This window comes from Sorangium sp. So ce1036 (assembly GCF_051369805.1).
GTDB classification, from domain to species: Bacteria; Myxococcota_A; Polyangia; order Polyangiales; family Polyangiaceae; genus Sorangium; species Sorangium cellulosum_F.
In genome coordinates, this window is record NZ_JBBMOX010000001.1 from 1,785,548 (window position 1) to 1,810,998 (window position 25,451).

Below are 25,451 nucleotides of genomic sequence, written 5' to 3' on the forward strand. Positions count from 1 at the left end.
TGCTCGTCGCTCCCTTACTCCAACCCCAAGGCGTCTTCGATGCACTGCTGGAGGAATATCGCGGTGGTTGGATGATTCAGTTTGGATACTACCGGGCATACGTCCCCCCTTCGCAACTTGGCCCTGAGCTCGTAAAAGGTGCTATGCCGCTGCGACTTCTTTCGTGCGCAGTAGAGGCGCTGAATGTCGTCGGTGGACAAGGTGATGTTGTCAGCCCACGGAAGTGGCCCATGGCGAACACGGAGGAGCCCGTTCGTGATGCTCAAATGGGTGCGGTTGATGAATGATACGAGAGTGAGGTAGGTGACGGGGAGTGCCGGTATTGCCGCTGCGCAGAAAAATGTGATGCGGAGGCCTATCTCTTCCTTGCTTGGGATCGTTGTCATTATATAGACGCTGAACCACAAGAAAATCGAGAGGAGTAGGTTGGGAAAGCGATGCATCCCGACGTGCCCCAGCGGCCAGGTCATGACGAATTCGCGTCTCTGGTTCTCTCGGTCATTCCATGGATCGCCGTCGAGCGCGCTCACGGAAAACGAAGGCGGGATCGAGAGGCGGCCGTACCACTTGAGCCCTGGCAGATCTTCGCGAGCGTCGTCGAAATCCGCGCTGGGGAGCTCGAACACCGCGTCACACCACCGGCACACGGGGAAGCCAGAATCCTCATCCAGATCCTTCGCGGGAGCGACGCGGCGACAGTTGACGCACGTGATCGAGAGCATTAGCGCAGGCTACCACGAAAGGCGCGCAGGACACGCGCCCCGCCGCACGACGGCATCCCGCTCAACCTCCGACGAAGACCGTTCCCTCTGCTACGACCGTGCCGTTCGGCGTGTCCTCGGGATCGTTGCACGTCACCGCCGGATCGCCCATGCGCGCAGCCTCTCTCCCGTCGAAGAAGACCCGCGAGCTCCCCCGGTGAACCGTGGCCTCGTTCGAAGGAGGCCTCTGGAACGGGCCCGCCGTGGGCGCGTGCGCCGGGCTGTTCACGGCCTTGCTGCCCCTGATCGCCGCGGCCTTGTCGTCCAGGAACACGGTGGAGCAGAGCTCGCTCGAGAGTTGCCCGCTGAACGGCATCGGCGTGGGGGTGGGCACCGGCCCCGCGGGCGAGGGCACCATCACCACGTGCGTGTCGATCGCCACGACCCGATCTCCTTGCTTCGCTCCCGGCGCTCCCATCGCGATCGCGACCACCTCGCCCGAGGTAGCGTAACCTGCCCGGCGACACGGTGGAAGGCGCCGCGCGCTCCTCCCCAGGGCGCGCCGGTTCGCTAGAATCGCCCTCGTGAACGCCCCCTCCGCCGGTGGATCCCCGGACGTCGAGAGCGAGCCCGTGCTCCACGGCGTCTCCCTCGCTCAGTTCGCGGCGGTCAGCGCGGCGCTCGCGCAAGGGGTTTCGCTCGCGGACGTCCTCGCCCTGGAGGGCATCGCTCTGGCATCCTGGCCCGCCGCCGAGGCCGCGTGGAAGGTGCGCCTCGTCGACGCGCCTCGGCAGGAAGGCAAAGGCCTCTTCGCCTCGTACCAGAGCAGGCTCGCCGAGGCCGAGGACCGCCTCGCTCGGCGCATCGCGCCGCTCGACACGGACCTCGTCGCCTGGACCTCTTTCCTGAAGGCCTACTCCAGCCATCCTTCTCCCTTCGAGCTGCTGAGCGGCCTGCGGCTCCGCATGAGCGATGTCTCCCGCCTGTCGCGCCTCTGGGCGCGGCGCATGACTGGCTCCCCGGAGCTCCAGGAGCGGGCCGCGGAGCTCGTCACGGAGGCCACGACCGCCTTGCCCGAGCTCCGCATCGGGCCCGGCGTGCTCACCCCCTCGTCGGCGGTGCGCCCCCTCGCGGAGCGCGTCGAGCCAGCGCCGGTGGACGCGGCCTGGGAAGCGCCGCTCGTCCTCCCGTCTGCCTACCGCCCTGGCAGCTCTCGCGAGGCGCGGCCCGCGCCCGGGGCTTCCGGCGTGTCTTCCGCGGAATCACCGCCGCCTCGACCTGCGCCGCTCGCGCCGAGCACCGCGCTGTCGCTCGATGTTCCGCGCGGCCCAGCGCTGCCGTTTGCGCCCGCGGATCCGCGGCGCCCCTCGCCGCTGGCCGCGCCCGGTGCTGCCATGGGCTCGGTTCCTCGTGCGCCCGAGGCGCTCACCGGGACCGCGCCGCTGCCCGACGGCGTCCCGCGCGGTCCGGCGCTGCCGTTTGCAGGCGCGAGCGCGGCTTCCGGCGCGTCGAGGTCGCCGCCGGTCGTCCAGGCCGCTCCGGCGCTCACCGGGACCGCGCCGCTGCCCGACGACGTCCCGCGCGGTCCGGTGCTGCCGTTTGCGCCTGCAGATCCGGGGCGCCACTCTCCGATGGCCGTCCCCGGTGTCTCCAGGCCGGCGGTCAATCGCGCGCCCGAGGCTCTCACCCGCACCTCCCTGAGCCTTGCCATCCCGCGTGGCCCTGCGCTGCCCTTCGCGAAGGAGCCCTCCGGCGTGACGGCCCCCAGCGCGGTCGCCCCGGCGACCGGCTCGCCGTGGCGCTTTCCGTCCCCGCTGCCTCCGCTCACGCTCGTACAGCACGCTTCGCTCACCCGCGAGCTTGTCCTCGAACCGTGGAAGAGCGACGAGATCCTCCGCCGGTACTGCATCAGTGCTGCTGAAAAAGAACGTCTCGACGCGCATTTCAGGCAGCGTTTCGCCGAGGACCCGTCGCTGATGGCGAGATGGAACGAGGTCTATCGGGCTGGCCCTGACCGAGGTTGAGGTGGCCGGCCCCCCTCAGCCCCCCTTCGCTCCCCCCGCGGGCGGCTCCCACCGCTCGAGCTTGCGGTGCAGCGTCTTCCGGTCCAGCCCCAGGATCCGGGCCGCGAGCGTCTTGTTCCCGCCCGCGACCTCCAGCACCCGCAGGATGTAGCGCCGCTCCACCTCCTCCAGCGGCGCGAGCTCCGACGGATCGTCCGCCGCCACGACCACGTGCGCGGGCCGATGCTCCCGCACCTTGGCCGGCAGATCGTCCACCGTGATCTCCCGGTACCGCGTGAGCGCCACCGCCCGCTCGATGCAGTTCTGGATCTCCCGGATGTTGCCCGGCCACGAGTACGCGAGCAGCTTCTCCGCGGCCGTGGGCGAGACGCCGGTCACCTCCTTGCCCGAGCGCGTCGCGAAGTCCTCGATGAAGCGCTGCGCCAGCAGGAGCACGTCGCTGCCGCGCGCGCGCACCGGCGGCAGCTCCACGTGGACCACGTTGATTCGGTAATACAGGTCCTCCCGGAAGCGCCGCTCCTCCACCGCCTCGTCCAGGTCGCGGTTCGTGGCGGCCACGATGCGCGCGTCGAACGGCACCTCCGCGCTCCCGCCCACCGGGCGCACCCGCCGCTCCTGCAGCGCGCGGAGCAGCTTGGGCTGCGCCGACAGCGGCAGCTCCCCGATCTCGTCGAGGAACAGCGTCCCGCCGTTCGCCTCCGTGAACAGCCCCGGCCGCGCCGCGCGCGCGTCGGTGAAGGCGCCCCGCGCGTGGCCGAACAGCTCGCTCTCGATCAGCGACTCCGGCACCGCCGCGCAGTTGACCGCCACGAACGGCCCGTCCTTGCGGCGGCTCCGCCGGTGCAGCGCCCGCGCGACCACCTCCTTGCCCGTCCCGCTCTCGCCCGTGATGAGCACCGTCGCGTCCGAGTCGGCGACGCGCTCGATCAGGTCGCGGACGTTCCGCATCGCGGCGCTCCGGCCGATGAGCTCCTCGGACGCGCCGGGCGCGGCCACGGCGCGGCGCAGCCGCCGCAGCTCGGTCCGGAGCGCGTGGTGCGCGATCGCCCGCTCCAGCGTGAGCGCCAGCGCCTCGATGTCGACCGGCTTCGTCACGTAGTCGTACGCCCCCGCGCGGATCGCGCGCACCGCGGTCTCGATGCTGCCGAACGCGGTGATGACCACCACGGGCACGTCCGGCCGGATCTCGGCCGCCCGGCCGCAGACCGCGATCCCGTCCATGCCGCGCATGTTCAGGTCGGTCAGGATGACGTCGAACCCCTCGTCCTCCTCGAGCAGCGCGAGCGCCTCCGCCGGAGCCGTCCTCGTGACCGCCTCGAGGCCGCGCGCCCCGAGGTCCGCCGCGAGCCACGCGCACATCGCCTCGTCGTCGTCGATGATCAGCGCTCGCCTGCCCATCACCCCTCGCGTAGTACAGCGCCCCGCCCGCGGCCAGGACGCCGCCCGGCGCGGCCACGCCGCCCGGCGCGGCTACGCCGCCGCCCCGGCCAGCCCGCCCCCGCGCGGCGCGGGCTCCTCGCCGGCCGGCGCCGCCTCCTCGCCGCCGCCCACCAGGTACACGGTGAACGTCGAACCCCTGCCGCGCTCGCTCTGCACCTCGATCCAGCCGCCGTGCTCGCGCACGATGCCGTAGGAGACGCTGAGCCCGAGCCCGGTGCCCTCGCCGACGTCCTTCGTGGTGAAGAACGGCTCGAAGAGGCGGGGGATGTCCGCGGGCGCGATCCCCTCGCCCTGGTCGATCACCCGGATGGCCAGGTGCTCGCCCTCCTCGCCGCCGTGATCGGCCGGCGGGCGCGCGCGCGCCCGCTCGACCCGGACGACGAGCTCGCCTCCCTGCTTCATCGACTGGATGCCGTTCATCACCAGGTTGGTGAGCACCTGCTGCATCTGCGCGGCGTCGACCTCGGCGCGCGCCGGCGAGAGGCCCTCGTCGTCGAGGCGCAGCGCGACGCTCCGCTTGCGCGCCATCGGCTCCAGGAGCTGCAGCGTCTGTCGCGCGATCTGCGCGAGATCGACGGGCGCCTTCTGCGCGCTCCTCCGGCGCGCGAAGTCGAGGAGCTGCCGGATGATCCGGGTCATCCGGTCCGCCTGCTCGGCGATGATGCGCGCGCTCTCCGCCGCCTCCTCCTGCGGCAGGCCGCGGGCGATCATCTTCGCGCGCCCCCCCACCACGTTGAGCGGCGTGCCGAGCTCGTGCGCGATGCCCGAGGCGAGCTTGCCCACGGTCGTGAGCCGGTCCGCGTGCCGGAGCTGCTCCATCGCGGCGATGCGCGCGGCCGTCTCCCGCGCGGCCCGCGCCTGCACCTCGGCGAGGCGCTCGCACATGGCGTTGATCTCGTGGGCGATCTGCCCGAGCTCGTCCCGCTGCGGCAACAGCAGCGGCACGCCGAGCTCGCCCTCGCCGATGCGCCGCGTCTTGTCCACGAGCCGCCGCGTGGGGCGCCCGACGAGGATCTGCCCGAAGATCATCGCCAGCAGCCCGCTCAACGCCGCGAGCGCGACCAGGGTGGTCACGGTGTTGAGCACGCTCGCGCGGACGTACGCCTCCTCTTCCTCGAGCGACTCCGAGATCTCGATGGCGCCGACCCGCGCGGGGTCCACGCCGACCGGCGCGTACGTGTAGAAGCGCCCGCTCCTGTCGTCCTCGCGCTGCACCCGGAAGACCTCGGTGCCGCGGGAGAGCTCCGCGATCTCCGCGGCGGGCAGCGTGGGCGCGAAGCGATCGCCCGCGGGCGCGTCGAGCCACACCCAGCGGAAGCGGACGCCGTCCTCGCGCTCGTTCGCCTCGTCGAGCACGCGCAGCGCCTCGTCCAGCCCCTCCCGGCGCCAGATCTCCACCATGGCCGTGCGGAGCGCGAGGCCGATGAGGTGCTCGTCGCGCCGCATGTCCGCCTCGAACAGCGCCCGCTCGCGCCGGACCGAGAGGTAGCCGTAGAGGCTCAGCACGGCGCACATCACGAACACGAGGGCGAGGGTGAGCTTGCTGGCGAGCCGCATGGGGTGAGGGAGGAGATTGCAGGAGGCGTGCGCATCCTCAAGGGGCGCGCGCGCGGGGCGAGGGGTGACGGGGGCCGCCCCGATCTTCCCCGGTGGGGCAAAACTCCCCTGGACAGGGCCGCTCGACGACGCGGCAGAGAGAGGCCTGCGCGGCGGAGGGAGGCATGCGTCGTGCAAAGCGTGGCGCGCAGCAACGGAAGGGCTCGCATCCGCACGCAATGCGTCAATCGTCGGGCGCAACGGCCCGGCGTGCGGCTGCCGGCCTCAGCCGTCCGGTGCAGCCTGCGGAAGGAGCTGTCGCATGAGCCTCATCGACGCGTGGAGTGGCGAGCGGTCCTCCTCGCCGCCCAGCGGTCCGTACGGCGCGGGTCGCCGGGTGCTCGTGGCCGAGGATGACGACGAGATGCGCGCCTTGCTGGCCTCGATCTTGAAGCAGGACGGCTTCGAGGTCGTGGAGACGAGGAACGGCCTGGAGCTCCTCGATCACCTCCTGCCGTGGTTCAGCGGTCGGGAGCCGCCCGCGCCGGTCGACGCGATCGTGAGCGACATCCAGATGCCGTGCTTCACCGGCATGGAGGTCCTCGCCGGCCTGTCGCAGGTGCGGCGCCGGCCGCCGGTCGTCCTGATCACGGCCTTCGGCGAGAGCTCCACCCACGCGCTGGCGCGCTCCCTGGGCGCGGTCGCGGTGCTCGACAAGCCGTTCGATCTCGACGACCTGCGCGGTGTGCTGTGCCGGGTGCTCGCGGCCCGGCCGCCGCCGGAGAGCGGCGGGTGAGCCCGCCCGGGCGGGCGCCGCCCTCACCGCGCGGTCGCGCGCGCCCCCTCGCGCCCCGCGTCGTCCGCGCCGCCGCGGCCTCGGCCCGCGCCGCGCCGCCGCCGCCGGACGGACACCCCGCTCGACTGCATGGCGAAGAGGAGCGCCTCCCTCAGGTTCGAGAGCGTCTTGATGTGCGACAGATCGAGCCCCAGCGACACCACCGTCTGCGCCACCTCCGGCCGGATGCCCACGACGATGCCCTGCGCGCCGAGCAGCGCGACCGCGTCGATGAGCTTGAGGACGTGATCGGCCGTGGTCGTGTCGAGCGCGCTCACCCCGGTCAGATCGATGATCGCGTGGCGGCACCGGGTCCGCGCCACCGCCTCGAGCAGCACCTCCATCATCTGCTGGGACCGCTGCGCGTCCAGCACGCCGAGCACGGGCATGGTCAGGACCCCCTTCCAGACCTCGATGATCGGCGTGGACAGCGCCCGGATCGCCTCCTGCTGCTGCTCGATGATCTCGAGCCGCTCCTTGAGCATGGCCTGATGCCGCTTCTGCTCGGTGATGTCGAGCGCGCCGCCGGCCATCCGGAACGGCACGCCCTTCTCGTCCCACTCCGCCTTGCCGCGGGTGCGCATCGTCCGGTACTCGCCGTCCCCGTGCCGGAGCCGGACCTCGACGTCGAACGGCCGGCGCTCCTCGAGGTGCGCCCTCAGCCCGTCCTGGATGGCGCTCCGGTCGTCGGGGTGCAGGCGCTCGAAGAAGTCCATGAAGGTCCCGCCCCACGCCTCGCGGCGGACCCCCATCATCTCGAGCATGCGATCGCTCCACTCGATGGTGTCCTCGCGGAGATCCCAGAACCAGACGCCCTCGTTCGACGCCTCGGCGAAGAGCCGGTAGCGCGCCTCGCTCCGCCGCAGGGCGGCCTCGGTGCGGCGCATGTAGGACACATCGATGTTGTGGCCGAGCCACCGGGTGATGTTCCCCGCCGGATCGCGCTGCGGCAGCGCGCGGACCACGTGCTCCCGGTAGCTCTGGTCGGCCGCGCGCCGGAGGCGGACCTCGACCTCGTACGGCTGCCCCGTCTCCAGGCTCCGCGGCCACTCCGCGATCGCCTTCTGGACGTCATCCGGGTGCAGCACCGCGATCCAGCCGTCGCCGGTCATCTGCTCTTCCGTGCGGTCGAGGTAATCCAGGGCGGCCCGGTTCACGAAGCTCAGCGTGCCGTCCGGGAGCGCGGTCCACACCTGGAGGGACAGGGCGTCTCCGAAGAACCTGAGCTGCGCATCCATCTCGCCCTCCCGATCGCCCTGCGGGCGCCCGGGCGCGGCGGGCCGCGCGCCCGCCCCGCGCACGCGGCTCGGCGGGGCGGCGTCGTGCGCGCCCGGCCCGGCCGCGAGCGCGCGGCCGAGCAGCGCCTCCAGGTCGATCGTGCGCTCGGCGACCGTCTCCGCGATCCGGGCGCGCGTGAGGCGGAGCAGCTCTTTCCGGATCTCCTCCGCGATCCGGCCGCGCAGGTAATCGTTCGCGAGGGCCGGCGCCTCGGTGAGCGACACGGACTCCGGGACCGGCTCCGCGACGTCGAGGAAGATCGCGAGCGGCGCGCGCGGCGTCGGCGTGATGCGCAGCACGATCGTCGCGCCGAGCTCGTGCGCCGCGGTCACCTCGCCCGTCTCGACCCGGACCGTCAGCGTGTGCGGGAGCGAGACCTCGAACGCCCCGCTCAGCCCGCGCGTGACCACCACGTTGCCGGCCGCTGGCTCCACGGTCAGGCGTGAATCCTTCCCGAGGACGTTGAGCGCTCTCTCCTCGCGGCGCGCGAGCGGAAGAAGGGCTGTCACCCGCCCGCGGACCACCTCCTCCGTGACCGTGGCTTCAAGGAGGTTCCGCCCGAGCTCCTCGAGCGCGAGCCCGTCTCCGTTCTTCACCCCTGTCTCCTCCTCCGGTGCCCGAGCGTCGTCCGCCTCGCGGCGTGCGGGCAATTGCCCGAGCTCCCCGCGCGGCGCAACCCGATTTCAACCGTGGTCGGAACAGGACGCCAGCGAAATCACGCCCTCACGCGCGCCTCGCGGAATTGGCTAGCTCGACGCCGACGTATACCGCCCTATCGCTCGTTTCCACACCGCGCGCGCCACGACGCCGAAGGCGAGCGCGCCGAGCGCCGCGGCCGCGGCGGTGCGCCAGGCGATGGTGCCGAGCATCGCCTCCGCGGGGTAGGTGGTCATCAGCGCCAGCGGGACGATCACGGTGAAGACGATGCGCCAGAACCCCTTGAAGACCGTGACCGGCCAGCGCGCGAAGTCGAACAGGGAGTTGAAGAGGTAGGCCAGGTTGTCGAGCCGCACGACCCAGAACGCGGCGGAGATGACCAGGATGCAGATGGAGTAGAGCACCAGCGTCGCGGTCACGAGCAGGCCCAGCGAGAGCGCCATGTCGGCGGGCGCGGGGGCGCGGCCCATCTTCGTGAAGGCGTAGGCGAAGATCGCCACGGCGGCGGCGGCGTCCACGACCTTGCGCACCTCGAACCGGGCCGTCGAGACGAGGAACTGCGCGTCCGCCGGCTTGAGCAGCGTGAAATCGAGCGTGCCTTTCCGGATCTGGTCGACGACGCTGAGGAGCGACGGGTTCACGGCCCCCTCGAGCACGCCCTTGAGCAGCGTGAACCACCCGACGACCACGAGCGCCCGCTCGTACGTCCAGCCGTCGACCGGCGGGCGGGCGGCGAGCGCGATGTGGAGCGGGACGAGCCCGACGAGCGTCCAGACCACGGTCATCACCGCGCCGAGCAGGAAATCCCACCGGTACTGCATCCCGAGCGCGAGGGACACGCGGAGCTGCGTGGCGAGCAGCCGGAGGTACCGCACGCCGCTCACCCGCCGAACGCCGAGAACCGCCGGACCCCGGCGCGCCACGCGACGAGCGCGAGGGCCGCGGTGCCCGCCGCGAACGCCCACTGCACGGCGAGCTCGGAGAGCGCGCGGCCCGGATCGAGCAGGCCGGTCATGAGCTCGACCGGGAACGCGAGGCTGTAGCGGAACGGCAGGACCCGCGCGACGTCGCCGAGCCACGCGGGGAAGAGCTCGAGCGGCACGAGGTAGCCGGCGAAGACCATGAAGGCCGCGAGGTAGACGTCGAACACGGCGGTCGAGCTCTCGATCACGAACGCGAGCGAGCCGATGAGGGCCATCGTGAAGAAGTTGATCAGCCAGGCGCCGACGAGCGAGGCGATCCACAGCCCGACCTCGGGCAACGTCGGGTGGAACCTGTCGCCCGACGTCACCGCGAGGGCGATGATCGCGATGGGCAGGCAGAGCGCCGCCCGCAGCGGGATCGCGGCGAGGTTGTCGGCGGCGTAGGCGATGAGCGGGTGGATGGGCTTGAGCAGGCGCTGCGAGAGGACGCCGCTCTTGATCTCCATGTTCATCTCCCAGACGAGCCACGATCCGGTCAGCTGCCGGACGATGAGGATCGTCAGGAAGTACGCGGTGAAGTCGTCCGCGCCGAAGCGGCCGACCGGCGCGCTCTCGGCGACCGCCGACCAGAGCGCGAGGCTCACGAGCGGCATCGTCGTCGTGAGCATCCAGATCAGCATCTCGGCCCGGTACGCCAGCGCGGCCGCGAGGCCGACGCGGAGCAACGTGGGGAAGGCCCGGAGCGCCCGCTCGATCCCGCTCACGGCGCGGCCTCACCCCCGGCGCGCGCCGGCGCGCCCGCGGGCTCCGCGCGGGCGTCCTCGCCGTCGCCGCCGGCGAAGAGCTCGCGCATGACCTCTTCCAGGGGCGGATCCTCGACCGTGAGGTCCGCGATGTCCGTCTGGCCGAGCAGCCAGCTCATCGCCTGGCGCAGCTCTTCCTGCGGGACCTGCAGCACCGCCCGGCCCGGATCGAGCGACAGGACGGCGCCGACGCGCTCGAGCAGCGCCCGGTCGACCGGCCCCCCGAAGCGCAGCGCGATCCGCTTGTGCGGGCGCACGCTGCGGACGAGCGACGCGAGATCGCCGTCGTAGCGCAGCCGCCCCTTGTCGATGACGATCACCCGCGGGCAGAGCGCCGCCACGTCGTCCATGTAGTGGGACGTGAGCACGATCGTGGCCCCCCGCTGCTCGTTGTAGCGGCGCACGAACTCGCGGACGCCGAGCTGCATCGACACGTCGAGCCCGATCGTCGGCTCGTCGAGGAACAGGATCTCCGGCCGGTGCAGCAGCGCGGCCGCCAGCTCGCACTTCATGCGCTCGCCGAGCGAGAGCTGCCGCGTCGGCTTCGCCGCGATCTCGGCGATCCCCAGCAGCTCTTCCAGATCTGCCATGGTTTCCCGGAACTCCGCGTCGCTGATCCCGTAGATGGCGCGGTTCAGGGCGAAGGTCTCGACGGGCGGCAGGTCCCAGAGGAGCTGCTGCTTCTGGCCCATCACGAGCGTGATCCGCTTCAGGAAGCCGGCCTCGCGGTACTGCGGCACGAAGCCCGCGACCCGCACCCGGCCGCCGGAGGGGTGGAGCAGCCCGGAGAGCACCTTGAGCGTCGTCGTCTTGCCGGCGCCGTTCGGGCCGAGGAAACCGACGCGCTCGCCCGGCGCGATCGAGAACGAGAGGTCCTCGACCGCGTGGACGACCCGGGTGCGGCGCCGGAACACCGACCGCACGGTCGCCGAGAACCCCGCGGCGCGCTCGTGGACCTGGTAGGTCTTGGAGAGGGACTCGACTGCGATGGCGCTCGACGCCGCTGCCATGGACGGTGCAGCCTAGCACCGTTCCCGCTGGATCTCTGCGACGACGGATGATCGCCCTGCCCGTCCTGGGCTAGCCTGATCCGGGGGGGACAACGGTCGCCTGGATTCCCCGATGCCGCAAAGCCTCAAGGACGACACAACCCAGGCGCTCCCGCAGCCGGAGAGCGGCGCCGGGGGCGGCGCCGAGCCTGCGAACGCCGCGTCAACCGGCCCGAGGCAGGTCCTCGCCGGCCGCTACGAGCTCCTCGGGCTGGTCGGCGTCGGCGGGATGGGCAGCGTGTACCGCGCGCGCGACCGCGAGCTCGACGAGATCGTCGCGGTCAAGGTGCTGTGCCGCGAGCTCAGCGGCGCCCCCGAGGTGATCGAGCGGTTCCGGCGCGAGGTGCGGCTCTCGCGCAAGGTCACGCACCCGAACGTGGCGCGGGTCTTCGACATCGGCGAGCACGACGGCGACCGGTTCCTGACCATGGAGTTCATCGACGGCGAGCCGCTCTCCGCGCTGCTCGCGCGCGGGCGGCTCCCCGTGTGCCGCGTGCTCGACATCGTGGAGAGCGTCTGCGCGGGGCTCCGGGCCGCGCACCGGGCCGGCATCATCCACCGCGATCTCAAGCCGGACAACGTGCTGCTCGCGCGCGACGGGCGCGTCGTCCTGACCGACTTCGGGATCGCGCGCGCGCTGACGCCGGACGGCGGGGCGAGCAAGACCCTGGGCGCCGTCCTCGGGACGCCGGCGTACATGGCGCCCGAGCAGGTGCAGGGCGTCCGGGACATCGACGAGCGCGCCGATCTCTACGCGCTCGGCGCGATGCTCTACGAGATGCTCACGGGCGAGCGCGCCTGGCAGGGCGAGGCGCCGCTCGCCGTCGCCGCCGCGCGGCTCGTCGCCGACCCCCCCGACCCGCGGCAGAAGCGCCCCGATCTGCCCGAGGCGCTCGTGCGCGTGGTGGTCCGCTGCATGGCGCGCTCGCGCGACGAGCGGTACCCGTCGGTCGACAGCGTCGCGCAGGAGCTCGCCTCGCTCACGCGCCCGGCCACGGTCCCCCCGCCCATCGCGCCCGCGCCCGAGCGGCCGTCCATGTCCGGTTCCGGGGTGATCACACCGGGCGGCAAGAGCGTCGCGGTCCTCCCATTCGTCAACCAGGGCGCCCTGTCCGACGCGTACCTGGCCGAGGAGCTCACCGACGATCTCATCGACACGCTCTCCATGACCCCGGGCCTGCGGGTGAGGCCGCGCGGGACGATACCGCAGCGCCCTGGCGCCGATCTCGATCCGCGCGAGCTCGGGCGCGAGCTCGGGGTGCAGGTCGTCGTCGGCGGGTCGGTGCGGCGGCGCGACGGGATGGTGCGGATCAGCGCGCGGCTCGTCAGCGTCACCGACGGGTTCCAGCTCTGGGCGAAGCGCTTCGACCGCCCCGAGGCCGAGGTGCTGCGCATCAACGACGAGGTGGCCGAGGCGGTCGCGGCGGCGCTGACGCTGGACGTGGCCGCCCGGAGCCGCACCGCGCCGAGCGACCCGATCGCGCTGGATCTTTTCCTGCGCGGGCGCCACGAGTACCGGAGGTTCTGGCCGGAGCACCAGGAGCGCGCGATCGGGCTGTTCGAGCAGGCGCTCGCGCGCGCGCCCGACGATCCGATGATCCTGTCGGCGTACGCGCTGGCGCGCTCGCGCCTCTGGTTCTTCACCGACCGGGGCGGCGACCTGGCCACGCAGGCGGCGGCGCGCGCGGTCGCCGCGGCGCCCGATCTCCCGGACGCGCGGCTGGCGATGGCGTCGGTGCGGTTCCAGCGCCTCGACGTGGTCGGCACGATGCGGGAGCTCCGGGCCGCGCGCGCGGGGCGCACCGGGAACGCCGAGGTCGAGGGCCTCATCGGCCACATCCTGATCGAGTGCGGCGCGTACGAGGAGGGCGCGCGGCTGGCGCAGTCCGCGATGGCGCGCGATCCGGACGTGGTGCTCGCGGTGCACGCGCTGGCGCGCGCCCACGCGCTCTTTGGCCGCTGGTCGGAGGCCGAGGAGGTGATCCAGCGGCTGGGGAAGTCGGGCAGCGGCTCGGGCCCGACCATCTTCCACATCCGCCGCGCGCTCTGGCTGCGCGATCCGGCGGTGGTCGAGGACCTCGCGCAGGGGCGCGTGACCGAGGCGTTCCCGGGCATCTCCCCGGCGTTCGCGCGGCTCGCCGAGGAGCTCCTCTCGGATCGGCTGTCGGAGGTCCGTCCGGCGCCGGAGCCGGGCGCGAGCTCCCCGGCGGCGGCGCTGCGCCGCACGTCGTTCATGCGCCAGATCCAGGCGGAGTTCGCGGGCTTCCTCGACAAGCCGGAGCTCGCCCTGGCCGCGCTCGATCTCTCGCTGGCCGACGGCCTCTTCGATCGGATCTGGATCGACCGCTGCCCCGTCCTCGACCCCGTGCGCGACACGCCGCGCTTCGAGGCCATCCGCGCCGAGGTGACCCGGCGCGCCGAGGCCGTGGTCGCCGTGTACCACGAGCGCTGACGTGGCTCGCCCCAACGCCCCCGAGTCCGCTCAGCTCGGCGCGCGGAAGAGCGCGAGCACGCCGGTGTAGAGGGCGAGCCTGACCTGACCCGGCGCCCCGGGGGCGATCTCGAAGCTCGAGTGCATGCCGGCGATCGGCAGGTCGGCGAAGCGCTGGCGCAGGATGCGCGCCTCGACGTCGGGGGCGCCGTAGAGGCGCTGGCCGCGCCCGGCGCAGGTCAGGTAGAGGGCGAAGCGCGGGGCCGAGCCGAGCGCGCTCTGGGAGACCTGCCGGGCGATCGCGTCGACCCCCGCGCGGCCCGCCGCCGCGTCGCGCACCGCGAACGCGAGGCGCACGCCCGGCCGCGCCTCGTCGCCGATCAGGATCCCGCGCCGCGACGGGTCGACGCCGCGGATCGGCCGCAGCACGTAACGGACGTTGCCGACGTAACCGACATCGCCGACGTGCCCGACGTGACCGGCCGTCCCGGGCTCCGCGGCGCGCTGCTGCGGCCCCCCGGGCGGGCCCTCGAGCGCGGCGAGGACGAGCGGCTGCGCGCTGGCCTGCTCGCCGAGCGCCGCGGTCGCGGCCGACAGGAGCTCGAGCGCCGAGCGCCCGCCGGCGCGCAGCACGACGCCGCCGCTCGCCTCCTCGACGGGGTGGAAGCCGGAGAGCAGCCTCGCGGCGGGCGACGCGTCGACGATCGGCGGCGCGAACCCGGTGATGGCGAGGCCGGTCGTCGCGCCCTCGAGCAGCTCGCCCTGGGCCGTCACGCCGATGGCGGGGCCGGACGCGGTCCCCGCGCCGAACAGGCAGGCGCCGGGCACCGCGGCGCCGAGCGACTCGAGCGCCTCGGGCGCGAACGAGCCGGGCCGGGCGAAGAGGATGGCCGTCGCGGAGCGCTGGCCGATGAGGTGGACGAGCGCCTCGCGGAGGCGGCGCCCCGGATCCCGGGCGCCCTCGGGGACCGCGAAGGGCGTGACCTGCCCGCCGGCCCACAGGACGCCGCTCGCGCCGGTGTCCCCCTCGATCTCGCCGCGCTCGCTGAGCACGCCCGCGGCCGGCACGACGCAGGCCGGGACGCCGCGCCAGGCGCTGCGGACGAGCTCTGCGACCCCCGAGGCGCGCTGGGCGAGCTGCCCCGAGACGAAGACGACGCCGCCCGACGCCGACGGGACGGCGCTGCGCAGGTCGGCCAGGTGGTGGTGGAGGCCCTCCGGCCCACAGGTGGCGGCGAAGCTTCGTGCCATGGCTGGCCGATCCATCGTAACCGAGCCGTCGCCCACTCGACAGGGCCGGCTGAAGGAGTTTATCGTGCGAAAGTCGCGCCGACGCCTCGGGGCTCTCCTCACGGGGCGGCGATAAGGACCGGGCAAGCTCGATGAGGATCCGTTCTTTCGGTCGCACCGATGTGGGGCGCCACCGGCGCGCCAACGAGGACGCGTTCTTCCGGGACGACGAGCTCCGCCTGTACGTCGTCGCGGACGGGATGGGGGGCCACGCGGCGGGCGAGGTCGCGAGCGCCGAGGCGGTCGAGACGATCTACGGCATGGTGAAGCGGGGCCTGCCCGCCATCGGGGATCGCGACGAGCCGCTGACGCAGCCCAAGGCGCGCGCCGTGCTCCGGATCCTGGAGGGCGCGATCCAGGCGGCGACGTACATGGTCTTCGCGATCGCCGAGCTCGACCGGGACAAGAGCGGCATGGGGACGACGATCAGCGCGGCGCTCGTGGTGGGCGGCGCGCTGGTGACCGGGCAGGTCGGCGACAGCCGCATCTACCAGGTGCGCAACGGGACCGCCGTGCAGATGACCGAGGATCACACGCTGATCGCGTGGCAGATCAAGAACGGGCTCATCTCCGCCGACGAGGCCAGGAGCTCGCCGCACCGCAACGTGATCACGCGCGCGGTCGGCAACAGGGATTACGTCGAGGTCGACACCTCGATCGTGGCCGTGGAGCCGGGCGATCGCTACCTGCTCTGCTCCGACGGGCTGCACGGCTACCTGCAGACCGAGGAGGAGATCGCGAGCATCGCCTCGCAGGGCGGGGAGGGGGCGGTCGATCTCTTCATCGATCTCGCGAACCGCCGCGGCGGGCGCGACAACATCACGGCGGTGCTCGTCGAGGTGGGCTGAGGCGCCCGTGGAGGGGCGCGCCCGGTCGAAACTCGGCTAGTCTGCCCGCATGGCGCTGAAGGACAGACTGGTCACCGAGGGGATGAAGCTCGCCGCGAACCCGAACGTGGCGAAGCTGATGCAGGACGAGCGGTTCATGCGGCTCTTCATGACGGCGATGAGCGTGCCGGGGCGCGTCTCGTCGTTCACCGCGGAGCAGAAGGAGACGTTCGCCCGGGCGATGGGCCTGGCCACCGCCGAGGAGGTCCGCGACCTCAAGCGGACGGTGGCCTCGCTGGAACGGGAGATCGCCAAACTCAGGCGGGAGGGCTGACCCGCGCGCGGCCAGGTGCGGGGCGCTGGCGGGCGCCCCGCCCCGGGGTCACTTCGTGTCGCCGCGGGCGTAGATGCTCGCCACGTAGTCGAGCACGTCGCGGGCAGAGACCTCGTTGTAGCCGAAGTACTTGATCATCCGCGTCTTGATGATGTCGATCTTCTCCTGCGTCTCCTTGTCGATGACGCTCGACACGAGGGTCTGGAGCTTGATCGCGTCCTTCTGGTCCTCGAACAGCTTGAGCTCGAGGGCGCGGCGCAGCCGGTCGTTCGTGTGCCACTCGAACTTCTTGCCGTCGACCGCGAGCGCGCCGATGTAGTTCATGATCTCGCGGCGGAAGTCGTCCTTCCGGTTCTCGGGGATGTCGATCTTCTCCTCGATCGAGCGCATCAGCCGCTCGTCCGGCTCGACGTCCTCGCGCGTGAAGCGGTCCTTCACCTTCTCCTTCAGGGTGTAGGCCTTGATCGAGTCGATGTAGTTCGCGGCGAGCTTCTGGATCGCGTCCTCGTCGGCGCTGATCGCCCGCTGCACCTCGTTCTTCACGATCTCCTCGTACTCGCGCTTCACCATGCCGATGCACTCGGCGTAGCGCTTGCGCTGCTCGTCGCTCGTGATGAGCGAGTGGTGGCGCAGCCCCTTCTCGAGCTCGCTCATGACCATGAACGGGTTGATCGTCCCCTCGCCGAGGTCGTTCACGAGCGCGTTCGAGATCTTGTCCTGCACGTAGCGGGGGCTGATGCCCTCCATGCCCTCGCGCGACGCCTCCTTGCGGAGCTCCTTCACGGTGTCCTGCGTGTAGCCGGGCAGGACCTTGCCGTCGTAGAGCTTCATCTTCTGCACGAGCGAGAGGTTGTGCTTCTTCGGATCCTCGAGCCGGGTGAGCGCGGCCCACATCGCGGCGACCTCGAGCGTGTGCGGGGCGATGTGCTTGCCGCGGATCTTCTCCTTGTTGAAGTCCTTCTCGTAGATCCGGATCTCCTCCGACACCTTGGTGATGTACGGGATATCGATCTTGATCGTGCGGTCGCGGAGCGCCTCCATGAACTCGTTGTTCAGGAGCTTCTTGTACTCGGCCTCGTTGGTGTGGCCGATGATGACCTCGTCGATGTCGGTCTGGGCGAACTTCTTCGGCTTGATCTTGTGCTCCTGCGACGCGCCGAGCAGGTCGTAGAGGAACGCCACGTCGAGCTTCAGCACCTCGATGAACTCGACGATGCCGCGGTTCGCGATGTTGAACTCGCCGTCGAAGTTGAAGGCGCGCGGGTCCGAGTCCGAGCCGTACTCGGCGATCTTGCGGTAGTTGATGTCGCCGGTGAGCTCGGTCGAGTCCTGGTTCTTCTCGTCCTTCGGCTGGAACGTGCCGATGCCGACGCGGTCCTTCTCGCTGAGCACGAGGCGGCGCACGCGCACGTGCTGCATCACCTTCGACCAGTCGCCGCCGTACTTGTCCATGAGCCGGTTGAAGATGAAGCGGCACGCCGGGTCGAGGTCGCCCTCGACGCGGACCTGGAACTGCGGGCTCGACAGGCCGAGCTCGCGCACGGCGCGCTCGCGCCAGGACGGCGGGACGAGGCGCAGCGGCTCCTCGTGCATCGGGCACTTGAAGCGGGAGCTCTCCGTCCCCGCCATGCCGACGTCGTCGAGGTTCACCCAGTCGAACGTGAAGAGCGCGCCGTCCGGGGTGGTCGAGTAGTGCTCGATCCCCTTCTTGAGGAGCCGGGCGATCGTGGATTTCGACGAGCCGACCGGGCCGTGCAGCAGGATGACGCGCTTCTCCGGGCCGTACCCCTCGGACGCGGCCCGGAGCACGTGGACGAGCCGCATCAGGGGGATGTCGAGCCCGTACACGGCGTCGGCGCCGCCGTGCATCTCGTCCTTGAAGAAGTTGTACCGGATGAGCTTCTTCTTGTTGTCCGTGTACTCCTCGATGCCGTACCGGATGATCATGTCGTACGCCCGCTGGAACGCGTTGCGCGTGACCTGCGGGTTCTGGCGCACGATCTGGAGGTAGTCTTCGAACGTGCCCTCCCACGCGAGATCGCGGTAGAGCGCGAAGTCCTGCATCGCCGCTATCTTCTCAACCATCCCTGTCCGCAACTCGCCCATTTCGCACCTTTTCTCCAGGGCGATCACGGGGCGGCCAAGGCCGCCGGAGGTGCGGGAGCAGAGCTCGGCGCGCCGATCTCCGTCCCCGTCTTGCGCCGCGCGCCCGGTGGGGAATCCAAGCTTAACACCGATCACGCCATGGCAAGGCCACAGCGCCGCGAAGCGTCCGCGCTCGGCGCGGATCGCTCCCCGATCGCGGCGCGCGGCGCGCGGACGCGGGACACGAGCGCGGCGCGCCGGCGCCCTCGGGCAGGCGGCGTCAGCGGGATGAGGAGGCGCCGGACGGGCTTCCCTGCGCTCCCCAGGAGAGCCCTCCGCGCTCGACGACGCCGGGCCAGGCGTCGACGTACCGCGACGGCTCGCCGGGGCCGGAGGCGTCGATCCAGAAGAGGCGCCCGGTGCCGGGGCGGCGCACGTCGACGTGGACGAACTTGCTGTTCGGGTAGAACCCGCAGGCGACGTCGCTGAGCGTGCGACAGAACCGGAACAGCGCCGCGTTCGGAACACCCCGGACCGCGATGTCGACCGCGCGCCCCTCGGCGTGCTGGCTGTGGTGGCCGCCCGAGCGCTTGCCGCGGGCCCGCGGGCTGTCGCCGGACGGGCGCGGCCGGTAGCCGCTGTAGAGGTAGATCCCGCGGCGCGGGAAGGCGTCGGCGATCTGCTGGAGCGCCCAGAGCAGGCGCGGATGTACGAGGCGGACGTGGGGCACCCACTCGAGCGCGCGCTGCCAGGTGCCCTCGTCCGGCTCGTCGGGCAAGAGCTCGCCCGGATCCGGCGCCTCCGGGGGCCGGGCCAGGATCGACAGGCGATCGAGCGCGCCGGGGGCGACGGATCCGTCGCAGCGCACGAGCTCGAAGGCGTCGTGCTCGCCGCCGTACCGCGCGAACTGGACCGGGCCCCGCTGGCAATGAGGGGAGGGCGGCTGCTGCTTCGGCGGGTCCCAGAGCAGGTCGAAGCCGTTCGACAGGAGGCTCGGGCCGGTGGTCTCGAGGGGGGGCGGGGTGAAGCCCGGATCGAGCCGCTTCAGCCACGTCGGGTTGAGCCACGTCGGGGCAGCGGGGTCGAGGTGGAGGGTGCCGGGCAGCGCGAGCGGGGAGAGCGGGGCGTGGGCGCTCGCGAAGGCGGGGGCGCCGAGGGCGGCGGCGGCGGCGAGCCCGCGCTCGCCCAGCGCGTCGTCGGCGTCGTCGGCGTGCGCCCGCGCGCCCCCCCAGGCGAGCTGCCACCACGGCTGGTGCTGCCATTTCCCGTAGGCGCTGCTCATGTAGAGCCGGAGCGGCCCCGGGCGCTCGATGGCGGCGTTGCGGAAGGCGCGGAGGAGCGGGAGCTCCGGCGCGACGGTCTCGTTCAGGTCGAAGGTCGCGCGCCTCGGGGGCTCGTCGAGCAGGCTCGCGCCGGCGGGCGGCGGGGCGGCGAGGAGCGCGGCGGTGAGGCCGAGGAGGGCGGCGAGGGGCTGGGCGGCGGTGCGGGACGTTGCCGGCATGGGTCGACGACGACGACGAGGAGAACGGACCGGGCCAGGGAAAGACGGCGCACCCGGCGAGCGGGCGGCCCAGATTTGCCACAAACCGCGGGCGTGGTGGGTGAAAACCTACCCGCGCCCGGGTGGGCGCCGGGGGGGTGGGGGGCTGCCCGGCGCCGCGATGGTCAATCCAGCGTGCAGGTCGCGGCGCCGCGGCGATGGCCGATCAGGGCGCGGCCGAGGCGCGCGCCAGGCGGTCGCGTACGGCGTCCCAGGCCGGAGCGTCGGGGACGGCGGCGATGACGATCACGTCGCAGCCGGCGTCCTCGAGGCGGTGCAGCGCGGCGTAGAGCGCCGCGGCGTAGCCGCCGGGATCGGCGGGGAGGAGCTCTGCGTGCGGCCCTGCCACGGTGCGGGCGCCGCGCTCGATGGCGCCGGCGCGCGCTCCCGCCTGGGCGGCGCGCTCGACCTCGCCGCGGACGGCGTCCACGGGGACGAGCGCGACGCGCGCGCGCGGCGCGTAGTGGCGCGCGTGGGTGCCCGGGGACGGGGCGCGCGCGTCCGGCGCGGTGACGAGCCCCGCGCGCGTCCGGAGCGGCACGAGCGCGGCGATGGCCTCGGCGGACACGTGACCCGGGCGGAGCAGCCGCGCCGGAGCGCTCGTCATGTCGACGATGGTGGACTCGATCCCGAACGCCGTCGGTCCGCCGTCGACGATGGCGTCGATGCGCCCGCCGAGGCTCTTGTCGACGTGCTCGGCGGTGGTCGGCGAGATCGCGGTGGAGCGGTTGGCGCTCGGCGCGGCGATCGGCAGCCCGACGGCGTCGAGCAAGGCGCGCGCGACCGGATGCACGGGCACCCGGATCGCCACGGTCGGCCCGCCGGCCGCCACCTCGTCGGCGACGCGGTCGGGGCGGCGCGCGACGATCAGGGTGAGGGGGCCGGGCCACATCGCCTGCGCGAGCCGCTCCGCGTCCGCAGGCCAGCTCGCCGCGAGCGCGCGGGCGGACGCGACGTCGGGGACATGGACGATGAGCGGATTGCCGGGAGGCCGGCCCTTCGCCTCGAAGATGCCGCGCGCGGCGCGCGCGTCGTCCGCGCGCGCGCCGAGCCCGTACACGGTCTCCGTGGGGAAGGCGACGAGCCCTCCGCGGCGGAGGATCTCGGCAGCCCGTGCGATGGATGCCGCGTCCGCGGCGAGCCGCTCGGTTCGCATGCGCGGCGGTCCATGTTGCCCGGGCGCGCGGGAGGCAAACGAAAACCGACGGGGCGGCCACGGGGCAGCGCCGAGGCGGCGGCGGCCGACGGCGCCGTGCGCGACCCGCGCCCGCGTTCGATCAGCGCCTGCTTTCAGCCTCATGGCCGGCTGAGCGCCCCGCCCACGATGCACCGGCGACCGCACAGGGCGCCCGAGCTGGCAGCGCGGCCGCGGCGTCGAGGTCCGCGCGTGCGGAGCGGTCGCGGCGTGGAGGTCGACGCCGGCGAGCTCGCAGCGCTCGCTGGCCAGGGCGCCGCTGCATGCGAGCCACGGCCCCCTGCGCCGCTGCAGCCGCAGCGGTCGCGGAGCACGCCGGCGGCCACGGCGCCGTCGCCTCGGTCAAGCGAAATCGTCGCGGTGCAGCGGATCTCTGAGCGAGGACTGTTCGCCAACCACTTGGACGAACACCTCCAACCACTCAATCGGCGTTGTCGCTGGAGGTGGCGACGACCACACGCGAGACAGAGGGACCTACTGCGCGACGATGTCGCGCATCTTCAGCTGGTCATTGCTGGTCAGTCGTCGGAAGATCGGGCGCGAGACGGGCGAGCTGGCGAGGCGGACGAACGCCGCGCGCAGGATCCGCTGAGCTTCCCCGGACGGTGTGAAGAGCGCCCTCATCCTCAGCCCGTCGGCCTGCAGGCTCGTGATGAACGGGCGCAGCTTCTCCTCCCAGGCGACGAGCGCGCGTCCCACGTCGTCAGGGTACTTCTCCAGCATGTTGCCCAGAAGCTCACTCCCGGCCATGCCGGTCGAAGCGCCCATCCCTGAATACAGCGTCAGGCACCACGCAGCGTCGCCGACCAGCACGACCCGCCCCTTGTGCCAGCAATGCATGCGAACCTGGTTGACCGAGTCGAACAGGTACTCGTCTGCGGCCGCGAAATCGTCGAGGAGCTGCCTCAGCACGGGCCCTGTTGGTTCTGGTCCGTAAGCCCTGCGCAGCGACTCGATGGGGGGCATCCGGAACTGCGCATCGATGTCGTCCACGCGGTAGGAGAAGAGCAGGCCTGGGTTGTGGTCCGCGAAGGGGAATACCCACGCCGACCGCCCGACCTCGGCAAGGACCAGCCCATCATGCAGGTGATAGCCGCGGACGGGTTCGCTCAGGATGGCCGCCCCGATCATGTAATTCAGCGGGTAGAGGAAATCTTCGTGCGGGCCGAAGACGAGCCTCCGGACGGTCGAGCGCACTCCGTCAGCCCCCACCACGAGGTCGAAGTGCTCGGTCACGGTCTCGCCGGTCTTCGTGTGGGTCATCGTGACATCGACGCCGCGACCTCCTGGAGCCATCCCCGTGGGGACGGTCGAGAAGCGGATCTCCACCCGCTCCGGCAGCGCGTTGAACAACGCATCCTCGACGTCGCCGCGCAGCAGCATGCGCGGCTGGCCGGGCACGTCGGCGAAGGTCATGCCCTCGCGACGACGATTGGCCCGGTCGACCTCGTACGTCTTGGTTTGCGGGTGCTTGCGGTTGCCCATGGCCTCGAGCACGCCGAGCCGCTGGGCGGACGCCTGGCCCGTGCCGAAGAGGGCGATGAAGTAGCCGCCTCTGCGGCGCTCGGGGGCCCGCTCGATGATCACGGGCTCCCAGCCGGCCCTGTGCAGCCGCAGGGCCGTGGCGATGCCGGCGATGCCAAGTCCAACGATCAAAACGCGGCGCCCGTGGGTCGCTGAAGTCGTCATGATGCTTTGACTCTAGCCATCGACGGCGCACGCCGGCAGAGCGTGGCTTGGGGCGGAGATCGGCCTGGATTGGGGTCGGACGGCGGGGCCTTCAAGGCCCGGGGCGGCGGCGCTGATCGCGAAAGGCCCGGGGGGTCATCCCTTGGGCGCGCCGGAAGGTGCGAATGAAATGGGTGACGTCGGCGTAGCCAACCTGGTCTGCGATGCTCTCGATGCTCGCGTCCGTCTCCAGGAGCCGCCGCCGGGCCTCGGCGATGCGATGCTCGCGCAGCCAGTCCCCCACCGTCAGCCCTGTCTCCCGGCGGATGGCGTTGGCCAGGTGCGAAGGCGTGCGCCCGACCGCCGACGCGACGTCCTGAAGCGAGAGGGGCTCCAGACAGTGCGCCTCGATGAACCTGAGCGCATCTTGCACGAGCCCGCTGAGCAGGGGCGACGCCAGAGGCGCGCGCTCCGAGAGCTCGCGGAGGAGCTCCGTGATCAGGAGGGTAAACCATGCGAGCGCGGCGTTGTCCGCGCCCCACTGGGCCTCTCGCAGCTCGGCATCCATCTCGGCCACCAGGCGCTCGACTCGCTGCCGCCGGGGCTCTCCGGGTCGCAGCCGGAGCAGCCCCCGGAGAAAGAGGCTGCGCACCGGCGCGTCCTTCGCGTCGCCTCGGATTCGTGGTCGTCCCGGCAGCCGCTCCGGAGTGCTCAGCAGCGTCGGATCAAAGCCCACGATCCATCCCTCCAGGTCGCCGACATCGAGGGGCTGATGCTCCACGCCCGCGGGGATGAGGTGGATATCCCCGGCATGGAGATTGACCTGCTCCAGATGACGGCCTCGCCCCCTCCCCGCCGTCAGCACGAAGACCATGAAGAAGGTCGAGACGAGCGGCCCGGGCGGCAGCGTGGGCCGCCTCTGTCGTGGGACGCGAACGACACACAAGGGCAAGCCCCCGGCGCCGAACCCGTCCAGCGTGAGAACGCGGGGAGGGGGGTGCTGAGGCGTGCGACGCATAGCCTGCATGCATAGCATACTCCGGGATGCGACGCCTGCGCGTGCTCGGCATGGCCTGAGCGTCAGGAAGCCGATGCGAGCGCTGCTCGGCGTGAGTCAGTACGTTTGGCCCGGCAGGTTGTGGAGCGAAAGCGGCCCCGTCGATGCATGGATAAGTTGCTGATACAGCGTCATTTTTTTTTCCAGGAGGGATGCGGATCGCATCACGAATGAGTTTGGACTGGTTGCTGGACCGGACGCGCTGCTCGCTCGATCCGCGGTACGAACGCCATCGGCGGTCCCGACGCCCTCCGGCCCATCGTTCGGATGCCCCCTGGGGGTCTCGACCACGCGCGGAGGCTCCTTCGAGGCCGGTGAAACAGTCGAGACCTCTTGATTTGTATGAAAAAATTCAAAATTTTTGATCGGAACCTTTCTCCCGGCTGAAGAGATCTCCCGCGGTGGAGAGCGACCTCGTCGCGGCGCTCGCGACGAGCGCCGGCGTTGGTCATGACCTCCGCGGCACCTCCTTTCAGCCGCCCGGGATGGTTTCGAGCCGTCGTAAACCGGCTGGCGCATTGACGGGCTCGGTCGCGTCGCCGTCTCCTGGCCGCTCACGCCGTACCCCGGTCAAGGAGGTCCACGCGATGCTGAAGCACCTGATGATCGAAGAGATGGTCGCGCTCCTGTCCCCGTGGGTCGAGAGCGCGCAGCGGAAGCGGCTGTTCCTCTCGATCCCCGAGATCGCCGGCCTGCACCCGAAGGTGGTCGCGGCCCACGAGGCCGTGCTCGCGGTGCGCCCGAGCAAGGTGGGGCCGTCGGGCGAGATGATCGCATTGAACGACGAGCTCGCGCGGGTCGACGAGCGCCACGATCACCTCGCCCGGGCCGTGTGCTGGGGCATCGACGCGCACCGCGCGCAGTGCCTCGGGGAGGACCCCCCGGACCGGGAGCGCGCTGCGCTGTGTGACGAGGTGCAGTCGAGGCTGTTCCCGAACGGGCTCACCATCGTCAAGGCCTCGCCGACCGCGGAGGCAGGCAACACCGCGCGCGTCGCCCGGCTCCTCGTCGAGGAGCCGTCGATCGGCGAGTTCCTGAAGGGGATCCCGGCGCGCGGCAAGACGACGCTGCTCCACACGACGCAGCGGTGGATCGCGGCGGGCAAGGAGCTCCTGACGATCGAGCACCGGCGGAACGAGCTCGCCGCGAAGGAGAAGACGGCGCCGGTGACCCGGGCGACAGTCGCCGCCGCGCGCAGCCAGTGGTTCCGGGTCGTGTCCGCGGTGCTCTCCAACCTGGAGCTCTCCGACGCGCCGAGTGAGGCGATCGAGATGATCCGCGGGCCGGTGCTGAAGGCGTCGGAGCGCGCTGGCAAGCGGTACGGCGGGGCGCCCGCGGGCGAGGCGCCGCGCCCGGAGGCGCCGGGGGCGCCGGCGGCGGAGGGGAACGAAGACGAGAGGGAGGGGACGCGGGCGCCGTGGGCGGCGAGCTCGTGACCTGAGCCGGCCCCGAGACCGCCGCGAGCGGCCCGCGCCGCCATGGTCAAGCGGAATCGTCGCGGCGCCGCGAGTTTCTGGGCGAGGGCGGGTCGCCGACTCGGAGGGGCGGCGAACCGGCCAGCCGCGTAGCCATGCTCGCCCGGACGGCCAGATGCCCGTCCATCCTCATCGACTCGCAGCATTTCTCTGTGACGCCCACTCCATACCCCGCCAAATGGTACGCGCCATCACGTCGCGTGTCGGGTTTTTGCCACGGGCTTCCAGCGGGGGAGGGGAAGACGGTGAGGGCATCACAGCGACGGATCTCATGGGCAGCAGGACTCGTCCTCCCGCTCTTTG

At 72.0% G+C, this 25,451-nt stretch carries 20 protein-coding genes; 6 read left to right on the forward strand and 14 right to left on the reverse strand.

The genetic code is table 11. From position 1 onward, the window contains the following. Positions 1-14: 14 nt before the first annotated feature. Positions 15-722 carry a hypothetical protein gene (locus tag WMF31_RS06605; RefSeq protein ID WP_129352655.1) on the reverse strand — a complete coding sequence of 236 codons (708 nt, stop codon included), beginning with the start codon at positions 720-722 and terminating at the stop codon, positions 15-17. Between the two features lie 61 nt (positions 723-783). After that, on the reverse strand, positions 784-1,179 hold the full coding sequence (locus WMF31_RS06610) for a PAAR domain-containing protein (protein ID WP_129356949.1): 396 nt from the start codon (positions 1,177-1,179) through the stop codon (positions 784-786). A 106-nt stretch (positions 1,180-1,285) separates the two neighbouring features. Here WMF31_RS06610 and WMF31_RS06615 point away from each other — a divergent pair, with 106 nt between their 5' ends. Continuing rightward, on the forward strand, positions 1,286-2,725 hold the full coding sequence (locus tag WMF31_RS06615) for a hypothetical protein (RefSeq protein WP_436601109.1): 1,440 nt from the start codon (positions 1,286-1,288) through the stop codon (positions 2,723-2,725). A gap of 15 nt (positions 2,726-2,740) precedes the next feature. Here WMF31_RS06615 and WMF31_RS06620 read toward each other — a convergent pair whose 3' ends face one another. Continuing rightward, positions 2,741-4,123 carry a sigma-54-dependent transcriptional regulator gene (locus WMF31_RS06620; protein ID WP_436601110.1) on the reverse strand — a complete coding sequence of 461 codons (1,383 nt, stop codon included), beginning with the start codon at positions 4,121-4,123 and terminating at the stop codon, positions 2,741-2,743. A gap of 72 nt (positions 4,124-4,195) precedes the next feature. Then, positions 4,196-5,722: a sensor histidine kinase gene (locus WMF31_RS06625; RefSeq protein ID WP_436601111.1), complete on the reverse strand. Its 1,527-nt coding sequence runs from the start codon at positions 5,720-5,722 to the stop codon at positions 4,196-4,198. 301 nt (positions 5,723-6,023) lie between these two features. On the opposite strand from WMF31_RS06625, the gene WMF31_RS06630 reads away from it, so the two are divergent. Next, complete coding sequence (locus WMF31_RS06630; protein ID WP_436601112.1) at positions 6,024-6,497, forward strand: response regulator; 474 nt, start codon at positions 6,024-6,026, stop codon at positions 6,495-6,497. A gap of 23 nt (positions 6,498-6,520) precedes the next feature. Here the strand turns inward: WMF31_RS06630 and WMF31_RS06635 are convergent, their stop codons facing one another. From WMF31_RS06635 to WMF31_RS06650, 4 genes are all read right to left on the reverse strand, one after another. After that, positions 6,521-8,410, reverse strand: coding sequence for a PAS domain-containing protein (locus WMF31_RS06635; RefSeq protein ID WP_436601113.1), 1,890 nt, complete (start codon positions 8,408-8,410; stop codon positions 6,521-6,523). 150 nt (positions 8,411-8,560) lie between these two features. After that, positions 8,561-9,346 (reverse strand): ABC transporter permease, encoded by a 786-nt coding sequence (locus tag WMF31_RS06640; RefSeq protein ID WP_436606528.1) that lies wholly within the window; start codon positions 9,344-9,346, stop codon positions 8,561-8,563. A 5-nt stretch (positions 9,347-9,351) separates the two neighbouring features. After that, positions 9,352-10,158 carry an ABC transporter permease gene (locus WMF31_RS06645; protein ID WP_436601114.1) on the reverse strand — a complete coding sequence of 269 codons (807 nt, stop codon included), beginning with the start codon at positions 10,156-10,158 and terminating at the stop codon, positions 9,352-9,354. After that, the gene (locus tag WMF31_RS06650) at positions 10,155-11,207 is read right to left on the reverse strand and encodes an ABC transporter ATP-binding protein (protein ID WP_436601115.1); all 1,053 of its coding nucleotides are present in this window, start codon (positions 11,205-11,207) and stop codon (positions 10,155-10,157) included. The genes WMF31_RS06645 and WMF31_RS06650 overlap by 4 nt, the downstream gene beginning before the upstream one ends. A 112-nt stretch (positions 11,208-11,319) precedes the next feature. Between WMF31_RS06650 and WMF31_RS06655 the strand changes: the two genes are divergently transcribed. Further along, a complete protein-coding gene (locus WMF31_RS06655; RefSeq protein WP_436601116.1) occupies positions 11,320-13,698 on the forward strand; it encodes a protein kinase domain-containing protein in 2,379 nt (792 codons plus the stop codon). Positions 13,699-13,728: 30 nt separating this feature from the next. On the opposite strand, the gene WMF31_RS06660 is transcribed toward WMF31_RS06655, so the two are convergent. After that, positions 13,729-14,928 carry an FIST C-terminal domain-containing protein gene (locus WMF31_RS06660; protein ID WP_436601117.1) on the reverse strand — a complete coding sequence of 400 codons (1,200 nt, stop codon included), beginning with the start codon at positions 14,926-14,928 and terminating at the stop codon, positions 13,729-13,731. A gap of 131 nt (positions 14,929-15,059) precedes the next feature. On the opposite strand from WMF31_RS06660, the gene WMF31_RS06665 reads away from it, so the two are divergent. Both WMF31_RS06665 and WMF31_RS06670 read left to right on the forward strand, forming a co-directional pair. After that, positions 15,060-15,815 (forward strand): PP2C family protein-serine/threonine phosphatase, encoded by a 756-nt coding sequence (locus tag WMF31_RS06665; protein ID WP_129352631.1) that lies wholly within the window; start codon positions 15,060-15,062, stop codon positions 15,813-15,815. Between the two features lie 49 nt (positions 15,816-15,864). Beyond that, positions 15,865-16,128 (forward strand): hypothetical protein, encoded by a 264-nt coding sequence (locus WMF31_RS06670; protein ID WP_436601118.1) that lies wholly within the window; start codon positions 15,865-15,867, stop codon positions 16,126-16,128. 48 nt (positions 16,129-16,176) lie between these two features. On the opposite strand, the gene WMF31_RS06675 is transcribed toward WMF31_RS06670, so the two are convergent. The 5 genes from WMF31_RS06675 to WMF31_RS06695 form a co-directional block, all read right to left on the reverse strand. Beyond that, complete coding sequence (locus WMF31_RS06675) at positions 16,177-18,234, reverse strand: PrkA family serine protein kinase (RefSeq protein ID WP_436601119.1); 2,058 nt, start codon at positions 18,232-18,234, stop codon at positions 16,177-16,179. A gap of 259 nt (positions 18,235-18,493) precedes the next feature. Then, positions 18,494-19,714: a YcbK family protein gene (locus WMF31_RS06680; RefSeq protein WP_436601120.1), complete on the reverse strand. Its 1,221-nt coding sequence runs from the start codon at positions 19,712-19,714 to the stop codon at positions 18,494-18,496. A 205-nt stretch (positions 19,715-19,919) separates the two neighbouring features. Next, a complete protein-coding gene (locus WMF31_RS06685) occupies positions 19,920-20,909 on the reverse strand; it encodes an L-threonylcarbamoyladenylate synthase (RefSeq protein ID WP_436601121.1) in 990 nt (329 codons plus the stop codon). A gap of 513 nt (positions 20,910-21,422) precedes the next feature. Then, positions 21,423-22,637 carry an FAD-dependent monooxygenase gene (locus WMF31_RS06690; RefSeq protein ID WP_436601122.1) on the reverse strand — a complete coding sequence of 405 codons (1,215 nt, stop codon included), beginning with the start codon at positions 22,635-22,637 and terminating at the stop codon, positions 21,423-21,425. A 91-nt stretch (positions 22,638-22,728) separates the two neighbouring features. Next, complete coding sequence (locus tag WMF31_RS06695; RefSeq protein WP_436601123.1) at positions 22,729-23,634, reverse strand: helix-turn-helix domain-containing protein; 906 nt, start codon at positions 23,632-23,634, stop codon at positions 22,729-22,731. Positions 23,635-24,260: 626 nt separating this feature from the next. Between WMF31_RS06695 and WMF31_RS06700 the strand changes: the two genes are divergently transcribed. Further along, entirely contained in the window at positions 24,261-25,109 is an 849-nt protein-coding gene (locus tag WMF31_RS06700) for a hypothetical protein (protein WP_436601124.1), read from the forward strand. Positions 25,110-25,451 lie beyond the last annotated feature (342 nt).